The organism is Arthrobacter sp. MMS24-S77 (assembly GCF_054888235.1).
On the sequence record NZ_JBTZRN010000001.1, the window covers coordinates 4,315,196 to 4,339,479 of the forward strand.

Annotated in this window: 22 protein-coding genes; 13 read left to right on the plus strand and 9 right to left on the minus strand. The window is 63.7% G+C overall.

The genetic code is table 11. The features are described from left to right. Positions 1-8: 8 nt before the first annotated feature. Positions 9-500, minus strand: coding sequence for a flavin reductase family protein (locus tag ACX5I4_RS19930; protein WP_461838188.1), 492 nt, complete (start codon positions 498-500; stop codon positions 9-11). A gap of 245 nt (positions 501-745) precedes the next feature. Here ACX5I4_RS19930 and ACX5I4_RS19935 point away from each other — a divergent pair, with 245 nt between their 5' ends. Further along, positions 746-1,780 (plus strand): aldo/keto reductase, encoded by a 1,035-nt coding sequence (locus ACX5I4_RS19935; protein ID WP_461838189.1) that lies wholly within the window; start codon positions 746-748, stop codon positions 1,778-1,780. A gap of 45 nt (positions 1,781-1,825) precedes the next feature. Here the strand turns inward: ACX5I4_RS19935 and ACX5I4_RS19940 are convergent, their stop codons facing one another. Continuing rightward, on the minus strand, positions 1,826-2,872 hold the full coding sequence (locus tag ACX5I4_RS19940; RefSeq protein WP_461838190.1) for a LacI family DNA-binding transcriptional regulator: 1,047 nt from the start codon (positions 2,870-2,872) through the stop codon (positions 1,826-1,828). A 270-nt stretch (positions 2,873-3,142) separates the two neighbouring features. On the opposite strand from ACX5I4_RS19940, the gene ACX5I4_RS19945 reads away from it, so the two are divergent. The 7 genes from ACX5I4_RS19945 to ACX5I4_RS19975 all read left to right on the plus strand — a co-directional run bounded on the left by ACX5I4_RS19945 (position 3,143) and on the right by ACX5I4_RS19975 (position 11,755). After that, positions 3,143-4,462 (plus strand): ABC transporter substrate-binding protein, encoded by a 1,320-nt coding sequence (locus tag ACX5I4_RS19945; protein WP_461838191.1) that lies wholly within the window; start codon positions 3,143-3,145, stop codon positions 4,460-4,462. A 63-nt stretch (positions 4,463-4,525) separates the two neighbouring features. Beyond that, complete coding sequence (locus tag ACX5I4_RS19950; RefSeq protein ID WP_461838192.1) at positions 4,526-5,458, plus strand: carbohydrate ABC transporter permease; 933 nt, start codon at positions 4,526-4,528, stop codon at positions 5,456-5,458. Continuing rightward, positions 5,455-6,285 carry a carbohydrate ABC transporter permease gene (locus ACX5I4_RS19955; RefSeq protein ID WP_461838193.1) on the plus strand — a complete coding sequence of 277 codons (831 nt, stop codon included), beginning with the start codon at positions 5,455-5,457 and terminating at the stop codon, positions 6,283-6,285. Before ACX5I4_RS19950 ends, ACX5I4_RS19955 begins: the two co-directional genes overlap by 4 nt. Positions 6,286-6,322: 37 nt before the next feature. After that, on the plus strand, positions 6,323-8,926 hold the full coding sequence (locus ACX5I4_RS19960) for a glycoside hydrolase family 78 protein (protein WP_461838194.1): 2,604 nt from the start codon (positions 6,323-6,325) through the stop codon (positions 8,924-8,926). 132 nt (positions 8,927-9,058) lie between these two features. Beyond that, positions 9,059-9,454, plus strand: coding sequence for an RNA-binding S4 domain-containing protein (locus ACX5I4_RS19965; RefSeq protein WP_461838195.1), 396 nt, complete (start codon positions 9,059-9,061; stop codon positions 9,452-9,454). A 157-nt stretch (positions 9,455-9,611) separates the two neighbouring features. Then, positions 9,612-10,229, plus strand: coding sequence for a uracil-DNA glycosylase family protein (locus ACX5I4_RS19970; protein ID WP_268020082.1), 618 nt, complete (start codon positions 9,612-9,614; stop codon positions 10,227-10,229). A 152-nt stretch (positions 10,230-10,381) separates the two neighbouring features. After that, positions 10,382-11,755 (plus strand): phospholipase domain-containing protein, encoded by a 1,374-nt coding sequence (locus ACX5I4_RS19975; protein ID WP_461838196.1) that lies wholly within the window; start codon positions 10,382-10,384, stop codon positions 11,753-11,755. A gap of 77 nt (positions 11,756-11,832) precedes the next feature. On the opposite strand, the gene ACX5I4_RS19980 is transcribed toward ACX5I4_RS19975, so the two are convergent. Next, on the minus strand, positions 11,833-12,483 hold the full coding sequence (locus ACX5I4_RS19980) for a hypothetical protein (protein WP_461838197.1): 651 nt from the start codon (positions 12,481-12,483) through the stop codon (positions 11,833-11,835). Positions 12,484-13,034: 551 nt separating this feature from the next. On the opposite strand from ACX5I4_RS19980, the gene ACX5I4_RS19985 reads away from it, so the two are divergent. The 5 genes from ACX5I4_RS19985 to ACX5I4_RS20005 all read left to right on the plus strand — a co-directional run bounded on the left by ACX5I4_RS19985 (position 13,035) and on the right by ACX5I4_RS20005 (position 18,899). After that, positions 13,035-13,841, plus strand: coding sequence for a FadR/GntR family transcriptional regulator (locus ACX5I4_RS19985; protein ID WP_461838198.1), 807 nt, complete (start codon positions 13,035-13,037; stop codon positions 13,839-13,841). Between the two features lie 20 nt (positions 13,842-13,861). Then, a complete protein-coding gene (locus tag ACX5I4_RS19990; RefSeq protein WP_461838778.1) occupies positions 13,862-14,929 on the plus strand; it encodes an asparaginase in 1,068 nt (355 codons plus the stop codon). A 36-nt stretch (positions 14,930-14,965) separates the two neighbouring features. Further along, entirely contained in the window at positions 14,966-16,381 is a 1,416-nt protein-coding gene (locus ACX5I4_RS19995) for an aspartate ammonia-lyase (RefSeq protein WP_461838199.1), read from the plus strand. Positions 16,382-16,502: 121 nt separating this feature from the next. Further along, positions 16,503-18,020 (plus strand): amino acid permease, encoded by a 1,518-nt coding sequence (locus ACX5I4_RS20000; protein ID WP_461838200.1) that lies wholly within the window; start codon positions 16,503-16,505, stop codon positions 18,018-18,020. 207 nt (positions 18,021-18,227) lie between these two features. Further along, entirely contained in the window at positions 18,228-18,899 is a 672-nt protein-coding gene (locus ACX5I4_RS20005; RefSeq protein WP_461838201.1) for a FadR/GntR family transcriptional regulator, read from the plus strand. Here ACX5I4_RS20005 and ACX5I4_RS20010 read toward each other — a convergent pair. The 6 genes from ACX5I4_RS20010 to ACX5I4_RS20035 all read right to left on the minus strand — a co-directional run bounded on the left by ACX5I4_RS20010 (position 18,896) and on the right by ACX5I4_RS20035 (position 24,252). Beyond that, positions 18,896-19,786: an amidohydrolase family protein gene (locus ACX5I4_RS20010; RefSeq protein ID WP_461838202.1), complete on the minus strand. Its 891-nt coding sequence runs from the start codon at positions 19,784-19,786 to the stop codon at positions 18,896-18,898. The two genes, ACX5I4_RS20005 and ACX5I4_RS20010, sit on opposite strands and share 4 nt — an antisense overlap. Further along, positions 19,783-20,736: an aldo/keto reductase gene (locus ACX5I4_RS20015; RefSeq protein ID WP_461838203.1), complete on the minus strand. Its 954-nt coding sequence runs from the start codon at positions 20,734-20,736 to the stop codon at positions 19,783-19,785. Before ACX5I4_RS20015 ends, ACX5I4_RS20010 begins: the two co-directional genes overlap by 4 nt. Then, on the minus strand, positions 20,733-21,047 hold the full coding sequence (locus tag ACX5I4_RS20020) for an L-rhamnose mutarotase (RefSeq protein WP_461838204.1): 315 nt from the start codon (positions 21,045-21,047) through the stop codon (positions 20,733-20,735). Before ACX5I4_RS20020 ends, ACX5I4_RS20015 begins: the two co-directional genes overlap by 4 nt. Before the next feature lies 1 nt (position 21,048). Further along, positions 21,049-22,332: an alpha-L-fucosidase gene (locus tag ACX5I4_RS20025; protein WP_461838205.1), complete on the minus strand. Its 1,284-nt coding sequence runs from the start codon at positions 22,330-22,332 to the stop codon at positions 21,049-21,051. Between the two features lie 83 nt (positions 22,333-22,415). Next, the gene (locus ACX5I4_RS20030) at positions 22,416-23,222 is read right to left on the minus strand and encodes a carbohydrate ABC transporter permease (RefSeq protein ID WP_461838206.1); all 807 of its coding nucleotides are present in this window, start codon (positions 23,220-23,222) and stop codon (positions 22,416-22,418) included. A gap of 70 nt (positions 23,223-23,292) precedes the next feature. Further along, positions 23,293-24,252, minus strand: coding sequence for a carbohydrate ABC transporter permease (locus ACX5I4_RS20035; RefSeq protein ID WP_461838207.1), 960 nt, complete (start codon positions 24,250-24,252; stop codon positions 23,293-23,295). Positions 24,253-24,284 lie beyond the last annotated feature (32 nt).

A 24,284-nucleotide genomic window follows, 5' to 3' on the forward strand; every position in this document is an offset into this window, starting at 1 on the left:
GTATCCGCTCAGGCGGCCAGTTGCCTGAAGCCGGCCCCGTGGTAGATGAGGGGCTCGGCGTCGTGGTTGATCTCCACGGACTTCACCTCGAGGACGACGATCGCGTGGTCGCCGGCAGGGGTCTCCGAGACCACTTCGCATTCAAGCAGCAGCGCCGCGCCGTCGATCAACACCGCACCGGCATCGCTCGTGGATGTCGCAAGTCCCGCGAAACGGTCCTGCGTCCGAGAGGAAAGCTGCAGGCACACGGCTTCCTGGCCCTGGGCCAGGACCGAAACGCCCAGCCGCGGGGCTCGCCGGAGCTTGGGCCACGTGGTGGAGGAGTTCTGCACCGCGAACATGACCAGCGGTGGTTCGAGCGAGACACCTACAGTGAAGCTGGATGCCACCAGTGCCTCCGGTGCGAAACCGACCATGGCACTGAACGCTGCCACGCCTGAGGGAAATTGGGCGAACGCCTGCTTGATCGAAGCGGCTCCGTCCACGGTTGCCTGGGTCATGGCGGTTTCCTTTCTCTGTAGTTTCGTGCCTGCCTTTCTACTAATTCACTCGACGCCGATAACGGCAATATTTGTGTATTCGCGTGTCGATTCAAGTCAATTCACAATTCGTCACGTGCTGTTTTCATTACTCCGCAATACGAAAAGCGAAGAATTTGTACGTTTTTCGAGTGCCCCGGCCACGACATGTGTAGCGTCGTGTCAATCCATTGCACAGCCTTGATTCTTCACGGAGGAAGCCGGAGATGAGCCTCAGCGAGCTTCGAACCCTGGGACGCACAGGCGCCCTGATCAGTCCCCTTACCCTAGGCACCCTCAACCTTGGGACAGGCTCGGCGCCCACGGGTGCCGAAGAAAGCATCCGTATTGTCCATGCCGCCCTCGACGCCGGCATCACCAGCATCGACACCGCGGACATCTATTCGCAGGGCGAGGCGGAGGCCATTGTGGGCCGGGCCCTCCATGGCCGGCGGGATGACGTTTTCCTTTCCACCAAGTTCCACGGACAGATGGGACCGAATCCCGCGCACGCGGGGAATTCCAGGCGCTGGATCATGAAAGCCGTGGAGGGCAGCCTGAACCGCCTGCAAACGGACAGGATCGACCTCTACCAAGCCCACCGCCCGGACTACAACACGGACGTCCTGGAGACCATCACGGCACTCAACGACCTCATCCGGCAGGGCAAGATCCTCTACTACGGAACGTCGGTCTTCACGCCGTCCCAGCTTGTTGAGGCGCAGTGGATCGCCACCACGAACCACCTCATACCGCCCGTTGTGGACCAGGTCCCCTATTCCCTGCTGGTCCGCGCGAATGAGCGCGACGTCTTCGCTATCACGCAGCAGTACAACCTCGGCGTCCTTAGTTATGGACCGCTCGACGGCGGCTGGCTCTCCGGAAACTACCGCGTCGGAGCGCCCCAGCCGGCAAGCTCCCGCGCATCGGCGGTCCCTGGGCGCTTCGATGTCTCGGCCCCTTTCAACAGGAATAAACTCCTGGCTGCCGATGCACTGGCCCGCGTCGCCGAACGGCATGGACTCACCCTCATCCAGTTGGCTATCGGCTTCGCGCTGAACCACCCCGCCGTCAGCAGCGTGGTTATCGGTCCACGCACGGAGGAGCACCTGACCGACTACCTCAAGGCCGCGGATGTTGTCCTCAACGAAGCCGTCCTGGATGCCATTGACGACATTGTGGCGCCTGGCACCAACTTCCTGGAGCGGGACGCAGGGACCGTCGTCCCGCACCTTGAATACGCGGAACTACGACGCCGGTAATCGCCGTCGCACACCGGCGGCAGCTATCCCCGCAGGACGGGAAGCTTACGCCGGACGGGAACCGACCGCGGCGTGACGCGGCGGCGCCGTGGTTTTGCGGACGATGAGCTTTGGCGGGACCACGATGTACTCGGACTCAGTGCGGCCCTCGATGCGGGACACGAGCAATTCCGCCGCCTGACGGCCCATCGCGACGCCGGATTGGTCCACGGTCGTGAGGCCGATGGGAGGCAGCGCCGTGGCGGGCACGTTGTCGTAGCCAACAACGGACAGGTCCTCGGGGATGCGGATCCCGGCCTCCAGAAGCACGGTGAACGCTCCGAGCGCGGCGACGTCGGCACCTCCATGGAGGGCGGTGGGCCGGTCCGTTCGGGCCGCGATTTCCCGACCGGCGCGTAGGCCGCCCTCAGTCCCCCAGCGACCCGGAACGTGGTCGATCCAGCGTTCGAGCCCATGCCGCGTCATCGCCAGATCGTAGCCTCGGGCTCGAACCGACTGTGGCATACTCGGCTCGTCTTGCGGCTCATGGTGGCCAAGGAACGAGATGCGCTCGTGGCCCAGGTCCACAAGGTGGTCGACAATGAGCCCACTGCCGGCGACGTCGTCACTCGCCACTGTGTCAAAGTGCTGCGCGGGTCCGTGACGGCCGAGCACGACCACTGGAATCGCCTGTCCGAGCCGCTCTAGTTCCGCATCTGTTCCGAACGGGGCGATGAGGAGGAGGCCGTCCATCCTGCGGTCCACCATCGCCTCAATGAGCTGGCGCTGGGCTTCGAGGCCATGCCGGGCTTGTCCGATGAGGACTTGGTACCCGCGCTCTTCTGCGACGTCGCGCACACCTTCAACCAGGACTGAGAAGAAGGTGTTTGAAAGATCGACCAGGAAAACGCCGAGCGTGTAGCTCTTGCCTCGCATTCCGCGCGCCGTCGCCAGCGGCCTGTAAGCGAGGGCTTCCATCGACGCCTCGACGCGGGCCTTCATGGAGTCACTGACTCCGTAGGCGCCACGGAGCACCTTGGAGGCGGCCGCCGTCGAGACGCCCGCATGGCGTGCAACATCGCGGATGGTCGCGCGCCGTTCGATTCCGGCCACGCCGCGCCTCCTCGTCGCCCCAAGCGGGCGGGTACGGCACCGCCCGACGTCGGGCAAGCGCTATCTTAACTCGAATCTCATCCTAGCCCTTGCGCTCAAGTGTGACGTGGCTTATATTCTTTCGTAGAACGGTCTACAAAACCGATCAAAATCCTCGAAATACGCCCGGTCAGGGCCTTTTCTCGACATATCAATTGAAACGTTCCAAAAGTGAGAACAAGAAGTTCCACACAAGCGGCAGTGCAGCCGCTTCACCCTCAGGAGATACGGATGATTAGCAAATTGACCCGGCGCCTAGCGCCGGCAGCCGCGGGCATGGTTGCCCTCGGCCTCGCCCTGACAGGCTGCTCCGGCGGCGCCAGCAGCGCCAGCAGCGCCAGCGGGACGTCGATCACCTGGCTCGTGGACAACGCGGAAAATACCGTGGCACAGGCCGATCAGATCGTGAAGGACTTCGAGGCCGCCAATCCTGGAATCAAGGTTGACGTGGAGACTCGTCCAGGTGGCGGGGACGGGGACAACATCGTCAAGACACGCCTCTCAACCGGGGATATGTCCGACGTGTTCTCCTACAACTCCGGCTCGCTGTTCCAGCAGATCAACCCCCAGCAGAACCTCCTCCCGGTCACGAACGAGGCTTACATGGCCAACGTCCTGGATACCTTCAAATCTGTGGTGAAGTCCGGCGACCAGGTCTACGGCGTGCCATTTGGTACGGGTATGGCCGGAGCAGTCCTCTACAACAAGAAGGTGTACGAGAAGCTAGGCCTGTCCGTTCCCAAGACGTGGAGCGACTTTGTTTCCAACAGCAAGAAGATCAAGGACGCGGGTATCGCGCCGATTATCCAGAGCTACCAGACTACGTGGACATCGCAGCTGTTCGTGCTGGGCGACTTCGCGAATGTAGCCAAGGCTGAGCCGAATTTCGCCGCGGACTACACAGCGAACAAGACCAAGTACGCCACCGACCCCGCAGCGCTCAAAGGCTTCCAGCATCAAGAAGAAGTTGCGAAGGCCAGCCTGTTCAACCAGGACTTCGCTTCGACTACCTACGACCAGGCCCTCCAGATGCTCGCCGACGGCAAGGGCGCGCAATACCCGGTCCTGAGCTTCGCCCTCGCAGCGATCAAGGTCGCTTCCCCGGACAAGCTCAACGACATCGGCCTGTTCCCGCTCCCGGGTGACGATGCGGCCAAGAACGCCCTCACCGTTTGGCTGCCAGGCGGCGCTTACATCCCCAAGGCCACGAAGCACCCCGAGGAGGCCAAGAAGCTTCAGGCCTTCATCGCGAGCAAGGCCGGATGCGATGCGCTCACGAACGCAGTGGGCGTGACGGGGCCGTACCTCGTGAAGGACTGCAAGCTTCCGGCGGAAGTGCCCGCGGCTGTGTCCGACATGCTGCCGTTCTTCAACGACCCCGCGAAGAACAGCCCCGCGCTGGAGTTCCTCTCCCCCGTGAAGGGCCCGGCTTTGGAACAGATCACCGTTGAGGTCGGCTCCGGGATCCGGAGCGCCAAGGACGCGGCCGCCCTCTATGACGAGGACGTCAAGAAGCAGGCCAAGCAGTTGAACCTGCCCGGCTGGAACTGATTTTCAGCCACCGCCTGTTGTCCGGGCCGGTTCCGCTGGCCCGGACAACGATTGGAGACACAAATGACTGTTAACACCCCCACAGCAACCACGGCGAGCGTCCGTCCTCGCCAGGCCGAAGCCGGCCCCAAGCGGCGCAAGGGCAAGTCCCCGTATCCATACTGGTTCTATCTCCCGGCAGCCGTCGTCTACGCCACACTGTTCCTGGTGCCGACGTTCGCATCGTTCTTCTTTAGCTTCACGCGCTGGTCCCTGACCGACTTCACCTTCATCGGCCTGGACAATTTTGTCCAGTTCTTCCAGGAGCCGGCGCTGATCAAGGGCTTGGTGAACACGTTCATCTACGGCGTGGTCACGTCCGGGCTCAAGGTGGTACTCGGCATGCTCCTGGGCGTGCTCTTGACCTCGCAGATCATCGCCCGTGGCTTCCTCCGCTCGGTTCTGTTCTTCCCGGTCTTGCTGTCGAGCATCGGAGTTGGCATGGTCTTCACCGTCCTGATGGACCCGCGTAACGGACTCATCAATGAGTCCTTGGCCGCAGTGGGTATCCAGGGACCGGCTTGGCTCACAGACCCCGCGTGGGCCCTGCTGTCCGTGGCGTTCGTGGACGTCTGGAAGGGCGTTGGCCTTGCGACGGTGATCTACGTCGCCGGCATCGTCTCCATTCCACAGGAGTACTTCGAAGCGGCCAAAGTCGACGGTGCCAGCTCCGTCAAGAGTTTCTGGAACATCACCCTTCCTCTGGCCCGTCCGGCCACCACCACGGTGATCATCCTGTCGCTCATTGGCGGGCTTCGCTCCTTTGACCTGATTTGGGCCATGACCAAGGGCGGCCCGGGCTTCACCTCGGACGTCATAGCCTCCGTCATTTACAAGCAATACCAGGCGGGCTTCTATGGCCTGTCGACGGCCGGCAACGTCGTCCTGTTCCTTATCGTCACGGCAGTGGTGGTGCCGCTGTCCATGTTCCTGAACCGCAAGGAGGTCGACCTGTGATCGCCGCCATCAAGCGCTACGGCCTGGGAGTCCTGGCCATCGCTGCAACCGTCGTGGTCTTCGTCATCCCGCTCCTGTTCATGGTGGTGAACGCCTTGAAAGACAGACGGGAGTCATCCAAGCTGGAATTCACCTGGCCCACCCAGATCCATTTCTGGGACAACTTCCAGGAAGTCATTTCCAAGCGCAACTTCATGCTGGTCACCGCGTTTATCAACAGCACCATCCTGACCGTGGTGAGCGTGACCATCTTGGTGGTCCTGGCCGCCATGGTTGCCTGGGTCTTGCAACGCCGCCGGACGCGGTGGAACGGTGTGGTGAACTTCCTCATTCTCTCCGGGCTGATCATTCCCCCGGCCGTGGTGCCCACCATTTGGGTCCTCCAGAGTCTCGGCCTGTTCAAGTCCCTTCCCGGGCTGATCCTGATCGAGGTGGCTTTCGGCCTCTCCTTCTGCGTCATGCTATTCCGTGCGTTCATCGCGGGCATTCCCAAGGAACTTGACGAAGCCGCAGTGATTGACGGCTGCGGACCCGTCCGGCTGTTTTTCCGGGTGGTCTTCCCCCTCCTGCGCTCGGTCATCGTGACAGTGATCGTCGTCCAGTCCGTCGCGATCTTCAACGACTTCCAGAACCCGCTGTACTTCCTCCCCGGCGACGCGAACGCCACCGTCCAGCTCACCTTGTTCAACTTCCAGAGCCAGTTCACCACCAGTTACAACCTGCTCTTCATGAACATCCTCTTGATCACCATCCCGCCGCTGGTCATGTACCTGTTCTTCAACCGCCAGATCGTGGCCGGCATGACCGCGGGCGCGGTCAAGGGCTGACCCCCGGCCGCCTGTTCACCCATTCCCTAGGAGACCCATGCCTGCCCTCTCGCAGCACCCCACCATCGCCCCCGTCACCTTCGAACACCTGCCCGGCGCCCTCGGCCTGGGCACCGGAACACCCCGTATCACTTGGAAGACCATGGCACCCGCGTTTTGGGTGCAAAGCGCCTACCAACTGTCCGTCACCCGTGGCGGTCAGGAATGGCTCGGCGAGCGGACGTCGTCGAACGAGTCCGTCCTGGTTCCGTGGCCGACTACGGCACTCGGCTCGGGCGAGCGGGCCGAAGTCCGTGTCCGCGCCTGGAGCGGGGTAGACGCCGAGCCGAGCGCCTGGAGCGTGCCGTCCGCCGTCGAGCCTGGCCTGCTAGAGCCCGGCGACTGGACCGCTCACGCGGTGACGCCCGCCTGGGACGAGGACCCGGATTCCGACCGCCGCCCGCCGTTGTTGCGGCGAGACTTCACGTTGACCCGCCCGGTAGCGGCTGCCCGGCTCTACATCACCGCGCATGGCCTCTATGAGGCGGAAATCAACGGCCACCGCGTGGGCAACGACGCACTCTCGCCCGGCTGGACCGTCTATGGTGAACGGCTGCGCTACTACACCTACGACGTCACCGAACACCTCACCGAAGGCCGGAACGCCATCGGCGCCTGGCTCGCGGACGGCTGGTTCCGCGGCCGGCTCGGCTTCCACGGCGGCCACCGGAACCTCTACGGCAGCAAGGCCGCCCTGCTCGCGCAGCTTCACGTCACGCACGACGACGGCACGGTCACCATCGTGGGCACCGACACCGAGTGGAAGGCCGGGTTCGGCCCGATCCGCTTCACCGGGCTTTACGAGGGCGAGGAATACGACGCGCGGGAGCTTCCGGAAGGGTGGAGCAGCGCAGGGTTCGACGACGGCGCGTGGTCACCGGTCGCCGTCGTGGACCGCGATCCGCGCACGCTCGTGGCCCCGGACGGCCCCCCGGTCCGCTGCACCCAGGAGGTCCGGCCCGTTTCCGCGCAGCTCAGGCCTTCCGGGAAGATCCTCTTGGACTTTGGCCAGAACCTCGTGGGGCGCCTGCGTCTAACGATCGACGGCGCGCCCGGTCACACCGTGACCCTTCGGCATGCCGAAGTCCTCCAGGACGGCGAGCTATACACCCGGCCCCTCCGAGGCGCCGCGGCGACCGACCGCTACACGCTTGCCGGCGGCGGGACCGAGACATGGGAGCCCCGCTTCACCATCCACGGCTTCCGCTACGCCGAAATCGACGGCTGGACCGGCGGCGACCCGCTCGAAGGCATCGTGGCGAGGGTCTACCACACGGACATGGAACGCACGGGCTGGTTTGAGTGCTCCGATCCTGACCTCAACCGGCTCCACGAGAACGTCCTGTGGAGCATGCGCGGGAACTTCGTGGACATCCCCACGGACTGCCCGCAGCGCGATGAACGCCTCGGCTGGACTGGAGACATCCAGGTCTTCGCCCCCACGGGAAGCTTCCTCTACGACTGCTCCGGCATGCTGACGTCCTGGCTCAAGGACGTGGCCGTTGAGCAACTGCCCGACGGGACCGTGCCTTGGTATGTTCCGGTCATTCCGGGCGGAGACTACTGGACCCCCATCCGGCCGGGAGCGGTGTGGGGGGACGTCGCCGTTCTCACCCCTTGGGCCTTGTACGAGCGCTTTGGCGACGCCGGCGTACTGGCGACCCAGTACGAGAGCGCGAAGGCATGGGTTGACCTTGTGGAACGGCTTGCCGGGCCGGGCAGGCTGTGGGAGAACGGCCAGCAACTGGGTGACTGGCTCGACCCCACTGCTCCACCCGAGGATCCGACCCTCGCGATGACAGACCCGTACCTGGTGGCGACAGCGTACTTCGCGCGCTCTGCGGAGCACCTCTCCAAGAGCGCCGGCGTCCTGGGGAAGCACGACGACGAGCGCTACTACGCCAATCTCGCTTCTGAGATCGCCTCGGCCTTCGCCAAGGAGTACGTCCACGTCGACGGCATCATGGCTTCCGATGCCCAGACCGCATACGCGCTGGCCCTTGTCTTCGGCCTCATTCCGGATGAGCCGTCACGTTCTGCCGCTGGCAGGCGACTGGCGGAGCTTGTGAAGGAGAACGGGTACAGGGTCGGGACTGGCTTCGCCGGAACGCCCGTGGTGTCAGACGCGCTGACCCTGGCCGGCGAGACCGAAACAGCCTACGGACTCCTGATGGAGACGGAATGCCCGTCCTGGCTGTACCAGGTGGCGCAGGGCGGGACGACCATCTGGGAGCGTTGGGACTCGATGCTGTCCGACGGTTCTATCAATCCCGGCGAGATGACTTCCTTCAACCATTACGCCCTGGGCGCTGTGGCCGACTGGATGCATCGGGTTGTAGCGGGAATCTCACCGCTTGAGCCGGGCTACCGACGGATCCAGTTCAAACCTCAGCCGGGCGGCGGGCTGACGCACGCATCGGCTAAGCATGAGACCCCGTACGGCACGGCGTCGATCGCTTGGAAGGCCATCGACGCCGGCGGGCTGGAGGTCGAGGTAGTGGTCCCGACGGGCACCACTGCCGAGCTTGTCCTGCCCGGGGAAGACGCGGTGGACCTCGGCCCCGGTACGCACTCCCGATCTACCGTGGTCGCCTACCGCTGAACAGGCGCCAAAGCAGCAAAATGGAACGGAAGATGACGACGGCGGTCCCCCGCCGTCGTCATCTTCTTGCGTTGCTGGGGTCCCATGGATGCCGGCAACGCAAAAGAGCGCCGACTATACTCGTTCGCAATCATGACTAGCCTTCCGTCTTCCCCCGAAACATCAAAAGCCGGCAATGTGCGCGTTGACGCCTGGCTCTGGGCCATCCGCGCCTACAAGACCCGTTCCGCGGCCACAACCGCCTGCCGGGCAGGACACATCCGAATCAACGGGAACCCGGTGAAGGCCTCGCAATCCGTGATTATCGGCGACACCATCCGGGTCCGCCAGCCCGGCTTCGAGCGCATCCTTGAGGTCCGCCGACTCATTGCCAAAAGGGTAGGCGCCGAAGCGGCGTCCCACTGCTTCACCGACCACACTCCGGAGCGGCCCGCGGCGCCAGCACTCGGGCTTCCCCAGCGGGACCGCGGCGCAGGACGGCCCACCAAGAAGGACCGTCGCGATATGCAGAAGCTGAAGGGCCAGTAGCCCCCACTCCGAAAGGGCCGTTTGGAAACCCGCGGCGAGGCCCGGCGTCGGGCGGTTTCGTCCCCCGGCTCTGCAGGAGCGTGAGCGACGCGCAAAGTGACGGCGTAAAGTGGCAAGGGACGCCGATTCTGGACGCCGCGCTGCCGAAGGAGAGAACGTGACCATTGACTGGGACGAAAAAAGGGCCTTGCTACAGGAGCCCAACATTGCTGCCGTGACGCAGCTGTGCGACGAACTGATGGCCAAAAGGCCAGGTTCTTCCGTGCCTTACATCGATCCTGTGCATGACGAAGATGAATGCCGGATCGTCACGCTCCACACGAGCCCGGGCAAGGGCACTGCCTCGGGTTTCGTTTCGCACCTGAACGACGACGACGCCGCCCGCCGTGCCCAGCTGATCTATGACTCGGCAGAATTGGACGTGCGTTATGTCATGCCGTGGAACTCCTACCCCTGGGTCCGCGACCCGGATCTGCCGCCGGCACTAAGCGCGCAGGAGAAGACCGACGGGCTCCGCCCGTTCCGCCAGTTCCTCAAGATCAACAAGAGGGTCTCGGCGATCGTCGCGCATGGCGCGGAAGCTGCCGCGTTCCTGGCCCTCTACGAAAAGACCTACCACTCGCCGCTCCGGCAGCACGGGATCAAGGTCTACAAAGCCAGCGCGCTCGGCGGACGGGCATTTGCCCTGTCCGAGGCGAAGCAACAGGAACTCCTCGCCAAGAACATCGAGATCTACCGGGACGCCATGCAGCGGGCGGGGATCCAGCACCTATAGGACCGGACCTATAGGGCGGTGAAGCCCTTACGCCGCTGAGACGGCGCGAAGAACCTCCCGTGCCGTGTCTTCCCATCGCGGCAACGCCCCGCTGGCTGGCGTGGAGGGCGAACTCCATGTCCAGAGCTGCGCGCCGGCGGTAGATTGTGGGCATGGGGCACACTTCTTCAGACGCTCGGGATGCGTTCACTGATCGGCTCTTGAGTGTCGCGGAGTTCACCCACGCGCACTGGTTCTTCGGCAACCTCTACGAGGCCATCGTCAGAATCCCGGACCGGGTCGCGGCCTCTGAAGCTAGCCGTGAACTCCCTCGAACCCCCTTCGGGGCGGGAAGCCCCGGCCGCTACTACGCACCGATCGCGCCGCTCAACGTCCCCGCCGCCGTCGCTGCGCTCGTCACCGGGTGGAAGCACTCCGACAGCAGGGCCTGGCTGATAGTGGCTGCCGCCAGTTCCGCCACGGGCGCGGCCGCTACGGGGTACTTGCTGCGAGTCATCAACCCGAAGCTGTTCTTCGGCCCCCAGCCGCTCGACGAGACGCACCGCAATCCGCTGGCCGATGAATTCCTCGATCTGGACCTGCACCCCGGCGAAGCCCACCCCTTGGTGCCTGGCGCCGACCCCCATGGAAAACAACCCATCGGCCTCGGGCCCAGGGTTCCACTTGTCGTCATCTCACCCTGGAGCAAGGGCGGATGGGTGTGCTCAGAAGTGTTCGACCACACCTCAGTCATCCGATTCCTGGAAAAGCGATTCCGCGTGCCAGAGCCGAACATCAGCGACTGGCGCCGTTCCGTCTGCGGCGACCTCACATCGGCGTTTGACTTCTCCAGAGCGCAGGCTGACTTCACGGCAATGAATCCACCTGCTCCCATCCAGGGGCAGGGCCAGCCATTCTCGGTCCAGAATCCGCAGTCAATGCCGCAGCAAGCACCTGGAGTCCGGCCGGCGCGCCCGCTTCCGTATCTGTTCGGCGTCGAGTTCGTACGCTCCGGTGGCTCGGAACTCAGCCTGGAATTCGCAAATCAAGGAGAGGCCGGCGCCCATTTCTTGGTCCGCAACGGACGAACTCCGCAGGATGCGCCGCGCCGTTACCAGATTGCCGCGAAGGACATTGTCCGCGATTCATGGTCCGGCGACTCTGACTACGACCTGGGGGTCTGGGGCGCCAACGGGTACCTTGCCGAATTCAAGGGCACTCTTACGGACCCTGACGAACTCCAAGTCAAGATGCATGAGGACGTCGCCGGCACCCCGGTGCAGCTCGTGCTCAGCAATTCCGGAACGCGTCCCCGGAAAGTCCGCATTTCCAACGCCTACGACCAAGGCAAAGCGCTCAAAGTGACGGTCCCGACCAGGAAGACCGTGACCAGGGAAGTAGAACTGGAGTCCAGCCACGGCTGGTACGACGTGAGCGTTGCCGATGAAGACGCCCCGCAGTACCTGCGACGGTTCGCCGGCCACCATGAAAACGGCAAACCCAGCTACAGCGACCCCGCCGCAGGCGGCGGCCTCAACCACCAGTAAAGGCCCGGTTCCATGCTGGGCCGGTAGACGTCCTGGTGGTCCAGGACGTCTACCGGTTGTTTGGTAGGCAGCTACTTCTAGGTTTCCGGCCTAATTTTAAGTCCCCAGCCGGCACCGATATCCGGAAGGAATTGGCGGTTCCTGATCCGTGATTCGCCGAAATCGACTCCGACCCGGGTGATGTCCCAAGGCCCGCGGCCCCGATACATTGGCCTGCCCACGGCCACATGGGGTACCCATCGTGGCGAGCGGAATCCAAGTGCCGGAGAGCTGAGAATGAAGTCGTCGATGTTGTCCACAAGCAGTTCGTCCAAAAGTTCGTGAAGGGCATACACCAGGGAGACTTGATAGTCATGCACGGTAGCGGGTACGTCTATCTCCAGTCCGCACACCCCACCTGCGCCTAATACGATCAGCCTTTCGGCGCTACCTGAAAAAGCTTGCAGCACAGGCAGCCCCTCCACCCAGGAGACCATCCTGGCCATCGCCGACTCAGGACTGGTGTTGCCCTTGGTCCAAACAGCCACATCACGGCAAAAGTCCTCCGCGACGCCAAGGTGCAACAGTGTCATATGGAGCCCGCGGGGCCTGCGCAGCACCCCGACGTAGCTTCCCAGTTCTTCGTAGGCAGATGGACCTGAGCCAATGCCGAGGACCGGCACCTCCACCGTGATGGGCGGTGCTGTCTGCGTCGTTGAATCCCATCGCCCGTGCGGACGGTTGGCCATGGATGCAATTATGCTCCGGCAACAGTTCGTTCGCCTCAGGTTCGACCGGCTGGCCTATTGAGTGTCTCTTAGTATCTGAGGCAGGAATCCCATCTGATCGAGACGCCATGTCAGCAACGGTGTCAACTCACTCGGCACGAGGCGGAGGCGGTAAATCCACCTGCCATCGCCAATCGGCTCGATGACACCTCGATCAAGGAGCTTCCGGATGTTCTGGCTACGTGTCGCAGCCGTCGGGAAACTCGATGGGCTTCATCGCATCAGGATTTTCGCCAGGGTAGTCATAACAATTAAGTCTATGCCCGCCTTCGCCCCTAGAAATCAACCCTCCGGACATCATGAGAGCATCAGACAATTAATCCGGGACATTCAGCATTTAAGTCGAGGGCCACCCCTGCCCTCGTGCCCTCGCGAAAGCTCTGACTAAGACGCGTGGCTGCTTAGCCCAGTGACCCGATCTGCGTCGCCCGGACAGCAAGCCGTCGATCATTCCGGGAGTAATAATGGTCCCACGTTGACACCACCCTGTGACCCGTGCCATATTTTTAAGCGTGAACCTGTCAGACAGCCGGACAGCCAGACAGGCCGCCACTGGACAGTCAGCCGTCAGCCAGAAAGCTGCGGCTGGCCAGCGCACTGCCACAAGCGGCGCCGTCCCCCGGCCGGCCCAAGCGCCGAGGCCATCAAGCCCTCGGCCCCTCGCTCGCTTCAGTGCCGCGGAAGCCGTTTTCAGTGCCATCCGCCAGGACATCGAAGACGGAACGGTGGAAGTGGGCGCCAAGCTCAGCTCCGAGGCCACTTTGGCAGCGCAGTACGGAGTAAGCCGCTCGGTCGTCCGGGAAGCCCTCCGTTCCTGCAATGCGCTCGGACTGACGGTCACGAAGACCGGCAAAGGCACGTTCGTCGTCGCGGACCGGGTGGCTAATGACCTCACGCTGGGCCAGTATTCAGCGCGGGACCTGAACGAGGCCCGCCCACACATCGAAGTCCCCGCAGCGGGCTTGGCCGCGAAACGCCGCAGCCCGGAAGATCTTGAACACCTCAAGGAAATCGTGGCGTCAATGCTTGCCGAGACGGACCCCGAGACCTGGGTCAGCCTCGACGCCAGTTTCCATTCCGCCATTGCCCGCTCCAGCGGCAACAAAGTCTTCGAGAGCGTTGTCGCGGACATTCGCGAGGCGCTGGCCCACCAATCCGAAACCTTGAACATGGTGGCTGACCGCCAGCACGTTTCAGACGATGAGCACCTCCGCATTGTCGAAGCCATCGAATCCGGCGACTCCGCAGCCGCCGAAGCAGCGATGGCCGACCATCTCAGCGCCGTCAGCGTTGCCTTGGACACCATCCTCAGCAAATGATCCACCAACTGAAGGAAGCCATGCCCACCCCGCATGCAACGCGCACCGCTGCGCAAAAAAATACTGCCGCGCCGGAAAACACCGCCGCGCCAAAAAGCACCCCGGCGCCCCCCATCCAAACACAGGCAAGCCCTAACCATGTCCCGCTTGCGGAACAGACCCGGGACGGCATGGTCGAGAGCATCCACTACGGTTCCCTCATCGCTGTCGGAGCCGGCGGCGAGACACTTCTCGAGGCAGGCGAACCCGACGCCGCGTTCTACCCACGGTCTTCCCTCAAACCGCTGCAGGCGGTCGCCATGCTCCGCGCCGGGCTCAAGCTTCCGGAGAACCTCCTCGCCCTCACCGCGGCAAGCCACTCCGGCGCTGCGATGCACCTCGACGGCGCCGCACGCATCCTCGAACTGCACGGCCTGGACAAGAGCGCGTTGGAGAACAGCACCGACCTCCCTTACGGCACCGCCGAGCGCGAAGAATGGCTCCGCGCCGGCGGTAAGCCCACCCAGCTCGCGCAGAACTGCTCCGGCAAACACGCCTCCATGGCCGCGACCTGCGTGATCAACGGCTGGCCCGTCCAGGGCTACCTGCACCCCGAGCACCCCCTCCAGATGCTCGTCAGGGACACCATCACCGAGCTCACCGGCGAAGACGCCGCTGCCGTCAGCACGGACGGTTGCGGCACCCCGCTCTTCGCCCACAGCCTGCACGGCATGGCGCGGGCCTACAGCCGCTTGGCGGCAGCGGACGCGAACACCACAGAAGGCCAAGTAGCCCACGCCATGCGCACCTACCCCGAGATGGTGGCCGGCGAGGGGCGCGACGTCACGGCCATCATGCGCACCGTTCCCGGACTGCTGGCCAAGGACGGTTTCGAAGGCCTCCAGCTGATCGGCCTGCGGAACGGCACCGGCGTCGCCATCAAGATCGCCGACGGCGGCGACCGCGCCCGCATGCCCGTCACCGTGCGCGTCCTCGAAGCATTGGGGCTCGACGGCGGCCAGCTCGCGACGCTTGCAAGCCCACCCGTGTTGGGCGGCGGCCACCCGGTGGGTGTGCTGCGTGCCGCGAACTTCCTCGCATCCAACTGACGCAGTCAAACAAGCACAGACGACCAAAGGACAGCAATGACAACCGTCAATCACGCACGCCCGTTCCGCTCTGAACATGACCTCCTCGGCGACCGCGACGTCCCTGCTGATGCTTACTGGGGTGTGCACACCCTGCGCGCCATCGAGAACTTCCCCATCACCGGCCAGCCGTTGGCCAGCAACGCCAACCTCGTCAAGGGCCTCGCGGCAGTGAAGCTCGCCGCCGCGCGCACCAACCGCGAGCTTGGCCTCCTGGATGATGAGCGGGCAGACGCCATCGAGCAAGCTTGCAAGGACATCATGGACGGCAAGCTCCACGAGCAGTTCATGGTGGACGTCATCCAGGGCGGAGCCGGCACCAGCTCCAACATGAACGCAAACGAGGTCATCGCCAACCGCGCCCTCGAAATCCTCGGCCACCCCAAGGGCGACTACGCCAGGCTGCACCCGAACGACCACGTCAACCTCAGCCAGTCCACCAACGACGTGTACCCCACGGCCGTCAACCTGGCCACCATTTTCTCGGTCCAGGGCCTTCTTGCGGCTCTTCAGGAACTCCAGGTCGCCTTCGCGGAGAAGGGCGAGGAATTCCGCGCAGTGGTCAAGATGGGCCGCACCCAACTGCAGGACGCCGTCCCCATGACCCTCGGCCAGGAATTCGGCGGTTACGCCGTGACTGTCGGCGAGGACCGGGCTCGCCTGGCCGAATCCCAGCTGCTGATCCACGAGATCAACCTTGGCGCCACCGCCATCGGCACCGGCCTGAATGCCCCGGCTGGCTACGCCGAGGCAGCTTGCAGGCACCTGGCCGAGATCACCGGCCTGCCGCTGGTCACGTCTGTCGACCTCATCGAGGCCACCTGGGACGTGGGCGCGTTCGTCCACCTCTCGGGAGTGCTCAAGCGAGTGGCCGTCAAGCTTTCCAAGATTTGCAACGATCTCCGCTTGCTGTCCTCCGGACCGCGTGCGGGACTGGGCGAGATCAACCTCCCGGCTGTGCAGTCGGGCTCGTCCATCATGCCAGGCAAGATCAATCCGGTGATCCCGGAAATGGTCAGCCAAGTGGCCTATGAAGTCATCGGCAACGACGTCACGGTCACCATGGCGGCCGAAGCGGGCCAGCTCCAGCTGAACGCCTTCGAGCCGATTATCGTCCACAGCCTCCACAAGAGCATCTCCCACCTGGAAGCCGCGTGCCGCACACTCACGTCGCGCTGCATCCGGGGCATCACCGCGAACACCGAACGGCTGCGCCTCACCGTAGAGCAATCGATCGGACTCGTCACGGCCCTCAATCCGCATATCGGATACGCCTCCGCCACCGCCATCGCCCAGGAAGCGCTGGCAAGCGGCAAGGGTGTGGCCGAACTCGTTCTTGAACACGGATTGCTGACCTCGGAGCAGCTCGATGAGCTCCTCCGTCCGGAACGCCTCGCCAATCTCAGCAAGTAGCTGAGCGGAGCACACTGTGCGACGACGGCGGCGCTCACCAGCCGCCGTCGGGCCTGAGCGCCCGAACAGACAGGCCGGACGGCGAGATCCGGACCCCCACCAGGACACCCTAAGGATTCCCATGACCAATGCACCCATCACGGACCACACGGTCCCGCCACAGGCGCACGCCACTGAAAAGCTCCTTCACGCCGAGGACAAGGGCTACCACAAGAGCCTGAAGCCGCGTCAGATCCAGATGATCGCGATCGGCGGCGCCATCGGCACCGGCCTGTTCCTCGGTGCCGGCGGCCGCCTCAACGCCGCGGGCCCCTCCCTCGTCATCGCGTACGCGGTCTGCGGATTCTTCGCCTTCCTGATCCTGCGTGCCCTCGGCGAACTTGTGCTGCACCGCCCGTCGTCGGGCTCCTTCGTCTCCTACGCGCGCGAATTCTTCGGCGAGAAGGCCGCGTTTGTGTCCGGCTGGTTCTACTGGATCAACTGGGCCACCACCACGATTGTGGACATCACTGCCGCGGCCCTCTACATGAACTTCTTCGGCAAATACGTGCCGTGGATGGGCGTCGTTCCGCAGTGGGCCTGGGCCCTGATCGCCCTGGTGGTGGTCCTCAGCCTGAACCTGGTCTCCGTCAAGGTGTTCGGCGAGATGGAGTTCTACTTCGCGCTCATCAAAGTGGCCGCGCTGGTGGTGTTCCTCGTGATTGGCACCTTCTTCGTCATCTTCGGCACCCCGGTACCGGGCCAAGAGGTCGGCTTCAGCCTTCTCACGGACCACGGCGGCATCTTCCCCAACGGCTTGCTGCCGATGATCATCCTTATGCAGGGCGTGCTGTTCGCTTACGCTTCGATCGAGCTCGTGGGCACCGCGGCCGGCGAAACCGAGAACCCCGAGAAGATCATGCCCAAGGCCATCAACTCCGTGGTCTTCCGCATCGCCGTCTTCTACGTCGGTTCCGTCATCCTGCTGGCCCTGCTGCTGCCGTACACCTCATATGTCAAGGGTGTCAGTCCGTTCGTGACGTTCTTCGGCCACATCGGCATCCAAGGCGTGGACGTGATCATGAACCTCGTTGTCCTCACAGCCGCGCTGTCCTCCCTGAACGCCGGCCTGTACTCCACCGGCCGCATCCTGCGCTCCATGTCCGTGGCGGGTTCGGCTCCGAAGTTCGCCCAGCGCATGAACAAGGCCGGTGTCCCCTACGGCGGCATCGCCATCACTGCCGGCGTCTCGCTGCTCGGCGTCCCGCTGAACTACCTCGTCCCGGCCGATGCCTTCGAGATCGTCCTCAACGTCGCATCGGTGGGCATCATCGTCACCTGGGCCACGATTGTCCTGTGCCAGATGCAGCTCAAGCGCTGGGCGGACAAGGGTTGGCTGAAGCGTCCGTCCTTCCGGATGTTCGGTGCCCCCTACACCGGCTATCTTTCGCTGCTGTTCCTGGTGGGCGTATTGGTGATGGTGTTCATCGACTCCCCCCTCACCATGCTGGTCACGGCAATTGCCTGCGCCCTCATGGTGGTCGGCTGGTACCTGTGCCGCAAGCAGATCCACGAACTCGCCGCAGCCCGCGACGGCTTCACCGGCAGCTCCCCCGTGATCGCCAACCTGCCGGTTGCTGGTGCAGAGGACAAGATCTAGCCCTTCACTACTGAGTGCCCGACGGCGGCACCTGCGGTTCCGTTCGCGCGGAACCGCAGGTGCCGCCGTCGTGCGTTAGGTCCCTCACCCCCGTAGGTGCGCCGCCCAACTGACTCGCATTTGTTGTCGTTATGAGGCCTCTAAGCGACAACAAATGCGAGTTAGTTGGGTGCCAAACATCCGATCATTCGCCGTTAGGATATAGCCATGGCTGTCACAGATGAAGCGATCAGCAAGATCAAGGACATGCTGATCCGCGGCGAACTCAAGGCCGGCGACCGCCTCCCGCCGGAGAAGGAGCTGAGCGAGCGGCTCGGCCTTTCCCGTAGTTCCCTGCGCGAAGCCGTCAAAGCCCTCGAACTCATCCGGGTCCTGGACGTGCGGCGTGGTGACGGCACCTACGTCACCAGCCTTGACGCCAAGTTGCTCAACGAGGCCGTGGCGTTCGTGGTGGACCTCCACCAGGACCGCTCCATCCTGGAACTCTTTGAGGTCCGACGAATCCTTGAGCCTGCCACCGCGTTCATCGCCACGGGCAAGATCACTCCCACGGCACTCACGGCCCTGCGCGCCACGATGGACGGGATCGACGAGAACACCGACGTCGAAGAACTCGTCGCCCACGACCTCGAATTCCACGGCATCATCACCCAGGCCGCAGGAAACGACTACCTCGAGGGTCTTCTTGAGGCGCTCTCCAGCAGCACCGTCCGGGCACGCATTTGGCGCGGCCTGACCCAGGAAAAAGCCGTGGCGCACACCCTCGCCGAGCACAAGGCCATCGCCGACGCCCTGGAACGCGGAGACGCCGAGCTGGTCCGGGCACTTGTTACAGTCCACATCAGCGGCGTCGAAAGCTGGCTGCGCCAAGCGCTCTAGCTCGCGCCGGTGCCTCGCTTGTGAAGCCCATACGTCCGCACCGCGGTTCCCTCAAGGAACTCCTGGCGCTCCGCTGAAGTGAGCTCCCCGGCGAGTTCCACCAGCACATCCATTGTGCGTCCGTATGGCGCTCCCAAAGTGCTGACGGGCCAGTCGCCACCGATCATGAGCCGTTCCGGACCGAAGGCATCCATGGCCTCGTCCCAGAGCGGACGCAAGGCCTCAGCCGTATAAGGAATCCCCGGCAAGTGCAGGCCGGACACCTTGGCCACCGTGTTGGGCAGCTCCGCCAAGGCCCGGAAATCCGCTCGCCAGAGGGCCATCGCCGCTGCATCGGCCAACGGCGGCTTTCCGAGATGGTCCAGCACGATCGTCAGCTCAGGCACATCCCCTGCCAGCTGCACCGTGCGCCCGAGGTGTCTCGGAAAGGCGTCCGGGACGTCGAACGCCAAACCCTGGCCCGCAAGCATGCGCAAGGAATCGCGGACTGCGGGCAACTCGAGGAAATCGTCCCGGGGATCGTCGTGGACCAAGTGCCGGACGCCCCGGAACGCGGGGTTCCGGAGGAACCGTTGCAGCTCTTCCTCCGCCTCGGCGGGCTTTTCGAGGGGAATCCAGCCCACGACGCCGAGTACCCAGGAGTTGCGGTCAGCGACAGCGAGCATGGACTCGGTATCCGCGACGGTGTCGTCAGCTTGGACGAGAACCGCTCCACCGACGTCCGCCGCGTCCAGGGTCTCCCAGGCCTCGGCTTCGCCGTAGCTGCGGAACAGCCCGCTGTGTTGCGGGCCAAGCCACGCGTAGGGCCGGCGGCCGGTGTCGGGTCCTCCGGTGCCGACGGCCGGCCCCGTCCCGAGCTCCCACAGATGCAGGTGGGAATCGATCACCCGGGCACACCCGCCAAAGCCGCCCACAGCTCCTCCGGCACATCCTCATTCATCCGCGCCGCGTTGGCGACAATCTGCTCCGGGCCGCTTGCCCCCACCGCCACGTTCACCACAGCGGGATGTCGCAAGCTGAACTGGAGTGCCGCCGTCGGGAGCTCCACCCCGAAGTCCCGGCACACGCCGGCGAGCGCCCGTGCACGCTCCACGAGCGCGCGCGGGGCGCGCGCATAGTTGTAGTGGGCGTCCTCGGGGACCTCGGGCCGCGCCAGCAGGCCGGAGTTGAACACTCCCACGTTCACGACGCCGATGCTGCGCTCAACACAGCGGTCCAGGAGCGGAACGCTGGGCTGCTCGAGTAGCGTGTAGCGGCCAGCGAGCATCACGAGGTCCAAGTCTGCGGCCTCGACGCATTCGAGGGCGGCCTCCGCCGAGTTCGTGCCGACGCCGATGGCCTTGACCACGCCGTCCGCTCGCAGCTTTTCCAGGGCAGGCAGGGCTTCGCTGACCCCCTTGGCGAGGTCGTGGACATCCGGATCATGCAGGTAGGCGATGTCCACGTGGTCCAGGCCGAGCCGTTCGAGCGATTCCTCGATGCTCCGGCGGATGCCTGCCTCGGAGAAGTCCCATTGGCGCTTGTTCGTAGCCGGGACGTCGAAGCCTTCGTCGTCCTTCGCGTTGGCTCCCGCGGCATTGGGCACCAGCAACCGGCCCACCTTGGTAGACACCGTGAACTCGCTGCGGGGCTTCTCCCTGAGTACGGCGCCGAGCCTGCGCTCGGACAGTCCCAGGCCATAGTGCGGGGCGGTGTCGAAGTAGCGGACTCCGGAGTCCCAGGCCGCCTTGACCGTGGCAATGGCCTGGGACTCCGGCATGGCACGGTACAGATTGCCGATGCCGGCCGCCCCGAAGCCGAGCTTGCCTAGCTGGCCAGCCCACCGCGCGCCGCTCATGCCAGCTCCCATACCAACGGGATCCCCGAGTCGTTGCCCGAATAGTCATCCTGGACTTCAAGAAGCTCCGCCATGCGGGCTTGCCACGGGACATTGGCTGGATGGTCTGCGAGCGCCCGGCGCATGGCCTGGTAGTCCTCCACCTCAACAAGGTGGAAGAGGTCCTGGCCACTGCGCCAGATCCGCCAATTGCCCACGCCGGCCTCATTCAGGGCGGCGACGAGCTCGGCGGGGATCCCCGCATGGGCATCCGCATAGTCCTGCTCAGCACCCGGCTTGAGCCGGGTGTGCAGGGCAATGGTTTCCGGCACGCTACACCCCGGGCTTCAGGAAGAGTTCGACGACGGGCACCGCCACGTCCGGTCGCTGGACGGGCAGCTTCAGTGTCAGGGTACCTGCCGGCTGTCCTCCTGGGGTGGTGTTGATTGCTTCTCGGTCCGGTGAGATCTCGAGCATGGCGACTTCGGAGGCATCGTTGAGCAACTGGGCGTATTCGACCTTGCCCGCGAGATCGGGCAGGTGGACGTATTCGAACGGCCACGCGAACAAGTGCACGTAGAGGCGATCTCCGCGGCGCGTGTACCGGGCGTCCGCGGGCGGAGCCCAGGCCGCGGGTCCAGCTCCGTAGATGGCGCGGGAATGCAGCTTCATCCAGTCGCCGATGCCCCGGAGCGACTCCACGGCCCTCGGATCGAAATTCCCTCGGGCTGTGGGGCCGACGTTGAGGAGCAGGTTTCCGTCCTTGGACACCCCGTCAACGAGCATCCGCACCAGCAAGTCCACGGACTTGTAGTCCAGGTTGTCCCGGTCATAGCCCCAGCTGCCGTTGAGGGTCTGGCATGCCTCCCAAGGAACCTCGACGCCGTCCACCACCATTGGTCCGGAAGGCTGGTACTGCTCGGGCGTGGCGAAGTCGCCGGGAATGTCCAGGCGATCGTTCACGATGATGCCCGGCTGCAGTTCCCGGACCATCTTCAAGAGTTCCACGGAACCCCATGCCTCACGGCCTTTGCCGCCCCAGATGTCCTTGTGGTCCTCGCTGGTGTAGGAGAAGTCGAAGAAGAGGTAGTCGATCTGGCCATAGTTGCTCAGCAGCTCGCGCACCTGGCCGTGCAGGTATTCGCGGTAGCGGGCCATGTCGCGGCCTTCGTTGAGCTTGGCTGCCTCAGGGTTGTCGCGCTCGGGGTGGAAACCGTCGATGGTGAAATCCGGGTGGTGCCAGTCAATGAGGGAGTGGTAGAAACCGACCTTCAGGCCAAATTCCCGCAACGCGTCGACGTACTGGGCCACGAGGTCCTGACCGGACGGTGTCTTGGTCGATTTGTAGTCAGTGAGTGCGGAATCCCAGAGGCAGAAGCCCTCGTGGTGCTTGGTGGTCAGCACCACGTACTTCATGCCGGCGTCCTTCGCAGCGCTGGCCCATTCTCGCGGATCGTAGAGATCCGGGTTGAAGTGCTGGAAGTACTTTTCATATTCCTCGGCAGGGATACGTTCCCGATTCATCACCCACTCGTGCCGGGCTGGCAGGGCGTACAAGCCCCAGTGGACAAACATGCCGAACCGGGACTCCGTGAACCAAGGTGCTTGGGCGATCATTGGTAGTTACTCCTTCAAATTTATTGCGTGTCTTGGGTTGTTGAACGTTGTGTGCCCGGCGGGCGGACTACCGGTCTGGCGCGCTAGCGGCCGCCAAAACCGCTCGTGACGATGCCTTTGACAAGGTGTTTCTGTAGGAGGATCAGCAGCAAAAGCGTGGGCGCCATTGAAATCACCGAGGCGGCCATGACCAGGTGCCATTGGTTGCCCTGTTGGCCGAAGAACATCTGCAGCCCCAACGGTATGGTTCCGAGGTTGTTGACGTCGTTGATCACCACCAGCGGCCAGAGGAACGAGTTCCAGTAGCTGATGAAGCTGAAGACAGCTAGGACGGCCATAGTGGGCTTGGCCAAAGGAAGCATGACCAGCAGGAAGGTCCTGAGGGTTCCGGCGCCGTCCACCCGGGCAGCGTCGTCGAGTTCCTGGGGTACGCCAAGGAAGAATTGCCGCAGCAGGAATGCTCCGAATGCGGTGAAGGCCCAAGGCACGATGAGCGACTGGAAAGTGTTCACCCAGCCCACCTTCTGCATCATGACGAACATCGGGACGATCAGGACCTCCTGGGGAATCATCAGGGTTCCAAGGAAGATCATGAACACCAGGTTCCGTCCCCGCCAACGCTGCCGGGAGAAGGCGTAACCGGAGAAGGCAGAAACCACCAGAGTGAGCGCCGTTCCAGCGGCCGAGACCAACAGGCCATTGCCCATGAAGCGCAGGAACGGCATGTAGTTCAAGGCCTCCTGATAGTTCTGCCACCGGAATTCCGATCCGAAAAGCTTCGGCGGAACGCTGAAGATCTCCGCGGGCGGCTTGAAGGACGTCGCGAACATGTAGATCAGGGGCGAAAGAAAAGCCAGGGCAATGAGGCAAAGGATCACGTAGCCGATCAAGGGCCGGATCCTTGCGGTCCGTCGTCTTCCTGGAACTCCGGAGGCGAGGGGGCGTACCCGGCTGGTTGTCTCAAGCATCGTAGTGGACCCACTTCTTCTGTCCGAGGAACTGGACTGCCGTCACGCCCAGGATGATGACAAAGAGGATCCAAGCGGCCGCGGAAGCCAGACCGAGCTGGTGGAACTGGAAGCCCTGGTTGTAGATGTACAGGACGATCGTCGAGGTGGCCGAGCCTGGTCCTCCCTTGGTGAGGATGAATGGCTGGGCGAAAACCTGGAAAGAGGTAATGAGGGTCATCATCGTGCCAAAGAAGATTGACGGCGAAATGAGCTTGAGCTTGATCCGCCAAAAGATGGTCCAAGCGTTGGCCCCATCGATTGCGGCCGCCTCTGTGAGGTTTTCGGGGACAGCGTCCAAAGCGGCCGAGAACACGAGCATGTTGTAGCCGAATCCTTGCCAGACGCTCATGACGACAATGGCCATCATTGCCCAATGTTCGTCTCCCAGGAAGTTGGGAGCCGACACCCCGGTGGTGCTTTTCAGGGTTCCGTCGATGAAACCGCCGGGCTGGTAAAGCATCCGCCAGACGACCACGTTGGCCACCACGGGCGTGATCGAAGGAATGAAGAAGATGACCCGGAAGATGTGGCGCCCCCTGATGCGTGGGGTCAGCCACGCGGCAAGGCCCAGGGAAACAACCAGGTTCAGGGGCACATAAAGGACCACGAACAGTACCGTGTTCCCGACCACCTGCCCGAAGATGGGATCGCTGAACAGCCTCTGGTAGTTACCGAGGCCAAGGAAACTCGGCGTCCCCAGGAGCGGCCAGTTGAAGAGGCTGATGACGAGGGAAACAACGATCGGCAGCAGGGTGAAGAATGCCAGGCCGAGGCCATGCGGCAGGGCAAAGGCCGGTCCCCACATTGTCCTCCGGCCAAGCTGGGCATCCGGCTCTGCCTTCGCCCTCCCGCTGGCGATGGCAGCCGTTGCCTCAGGAAGTGGCGGCTTGGCGGGCTTGAGTAGTGTCATTTCTCATTCCTTTGCGAAAAGTGTGCGCCTGC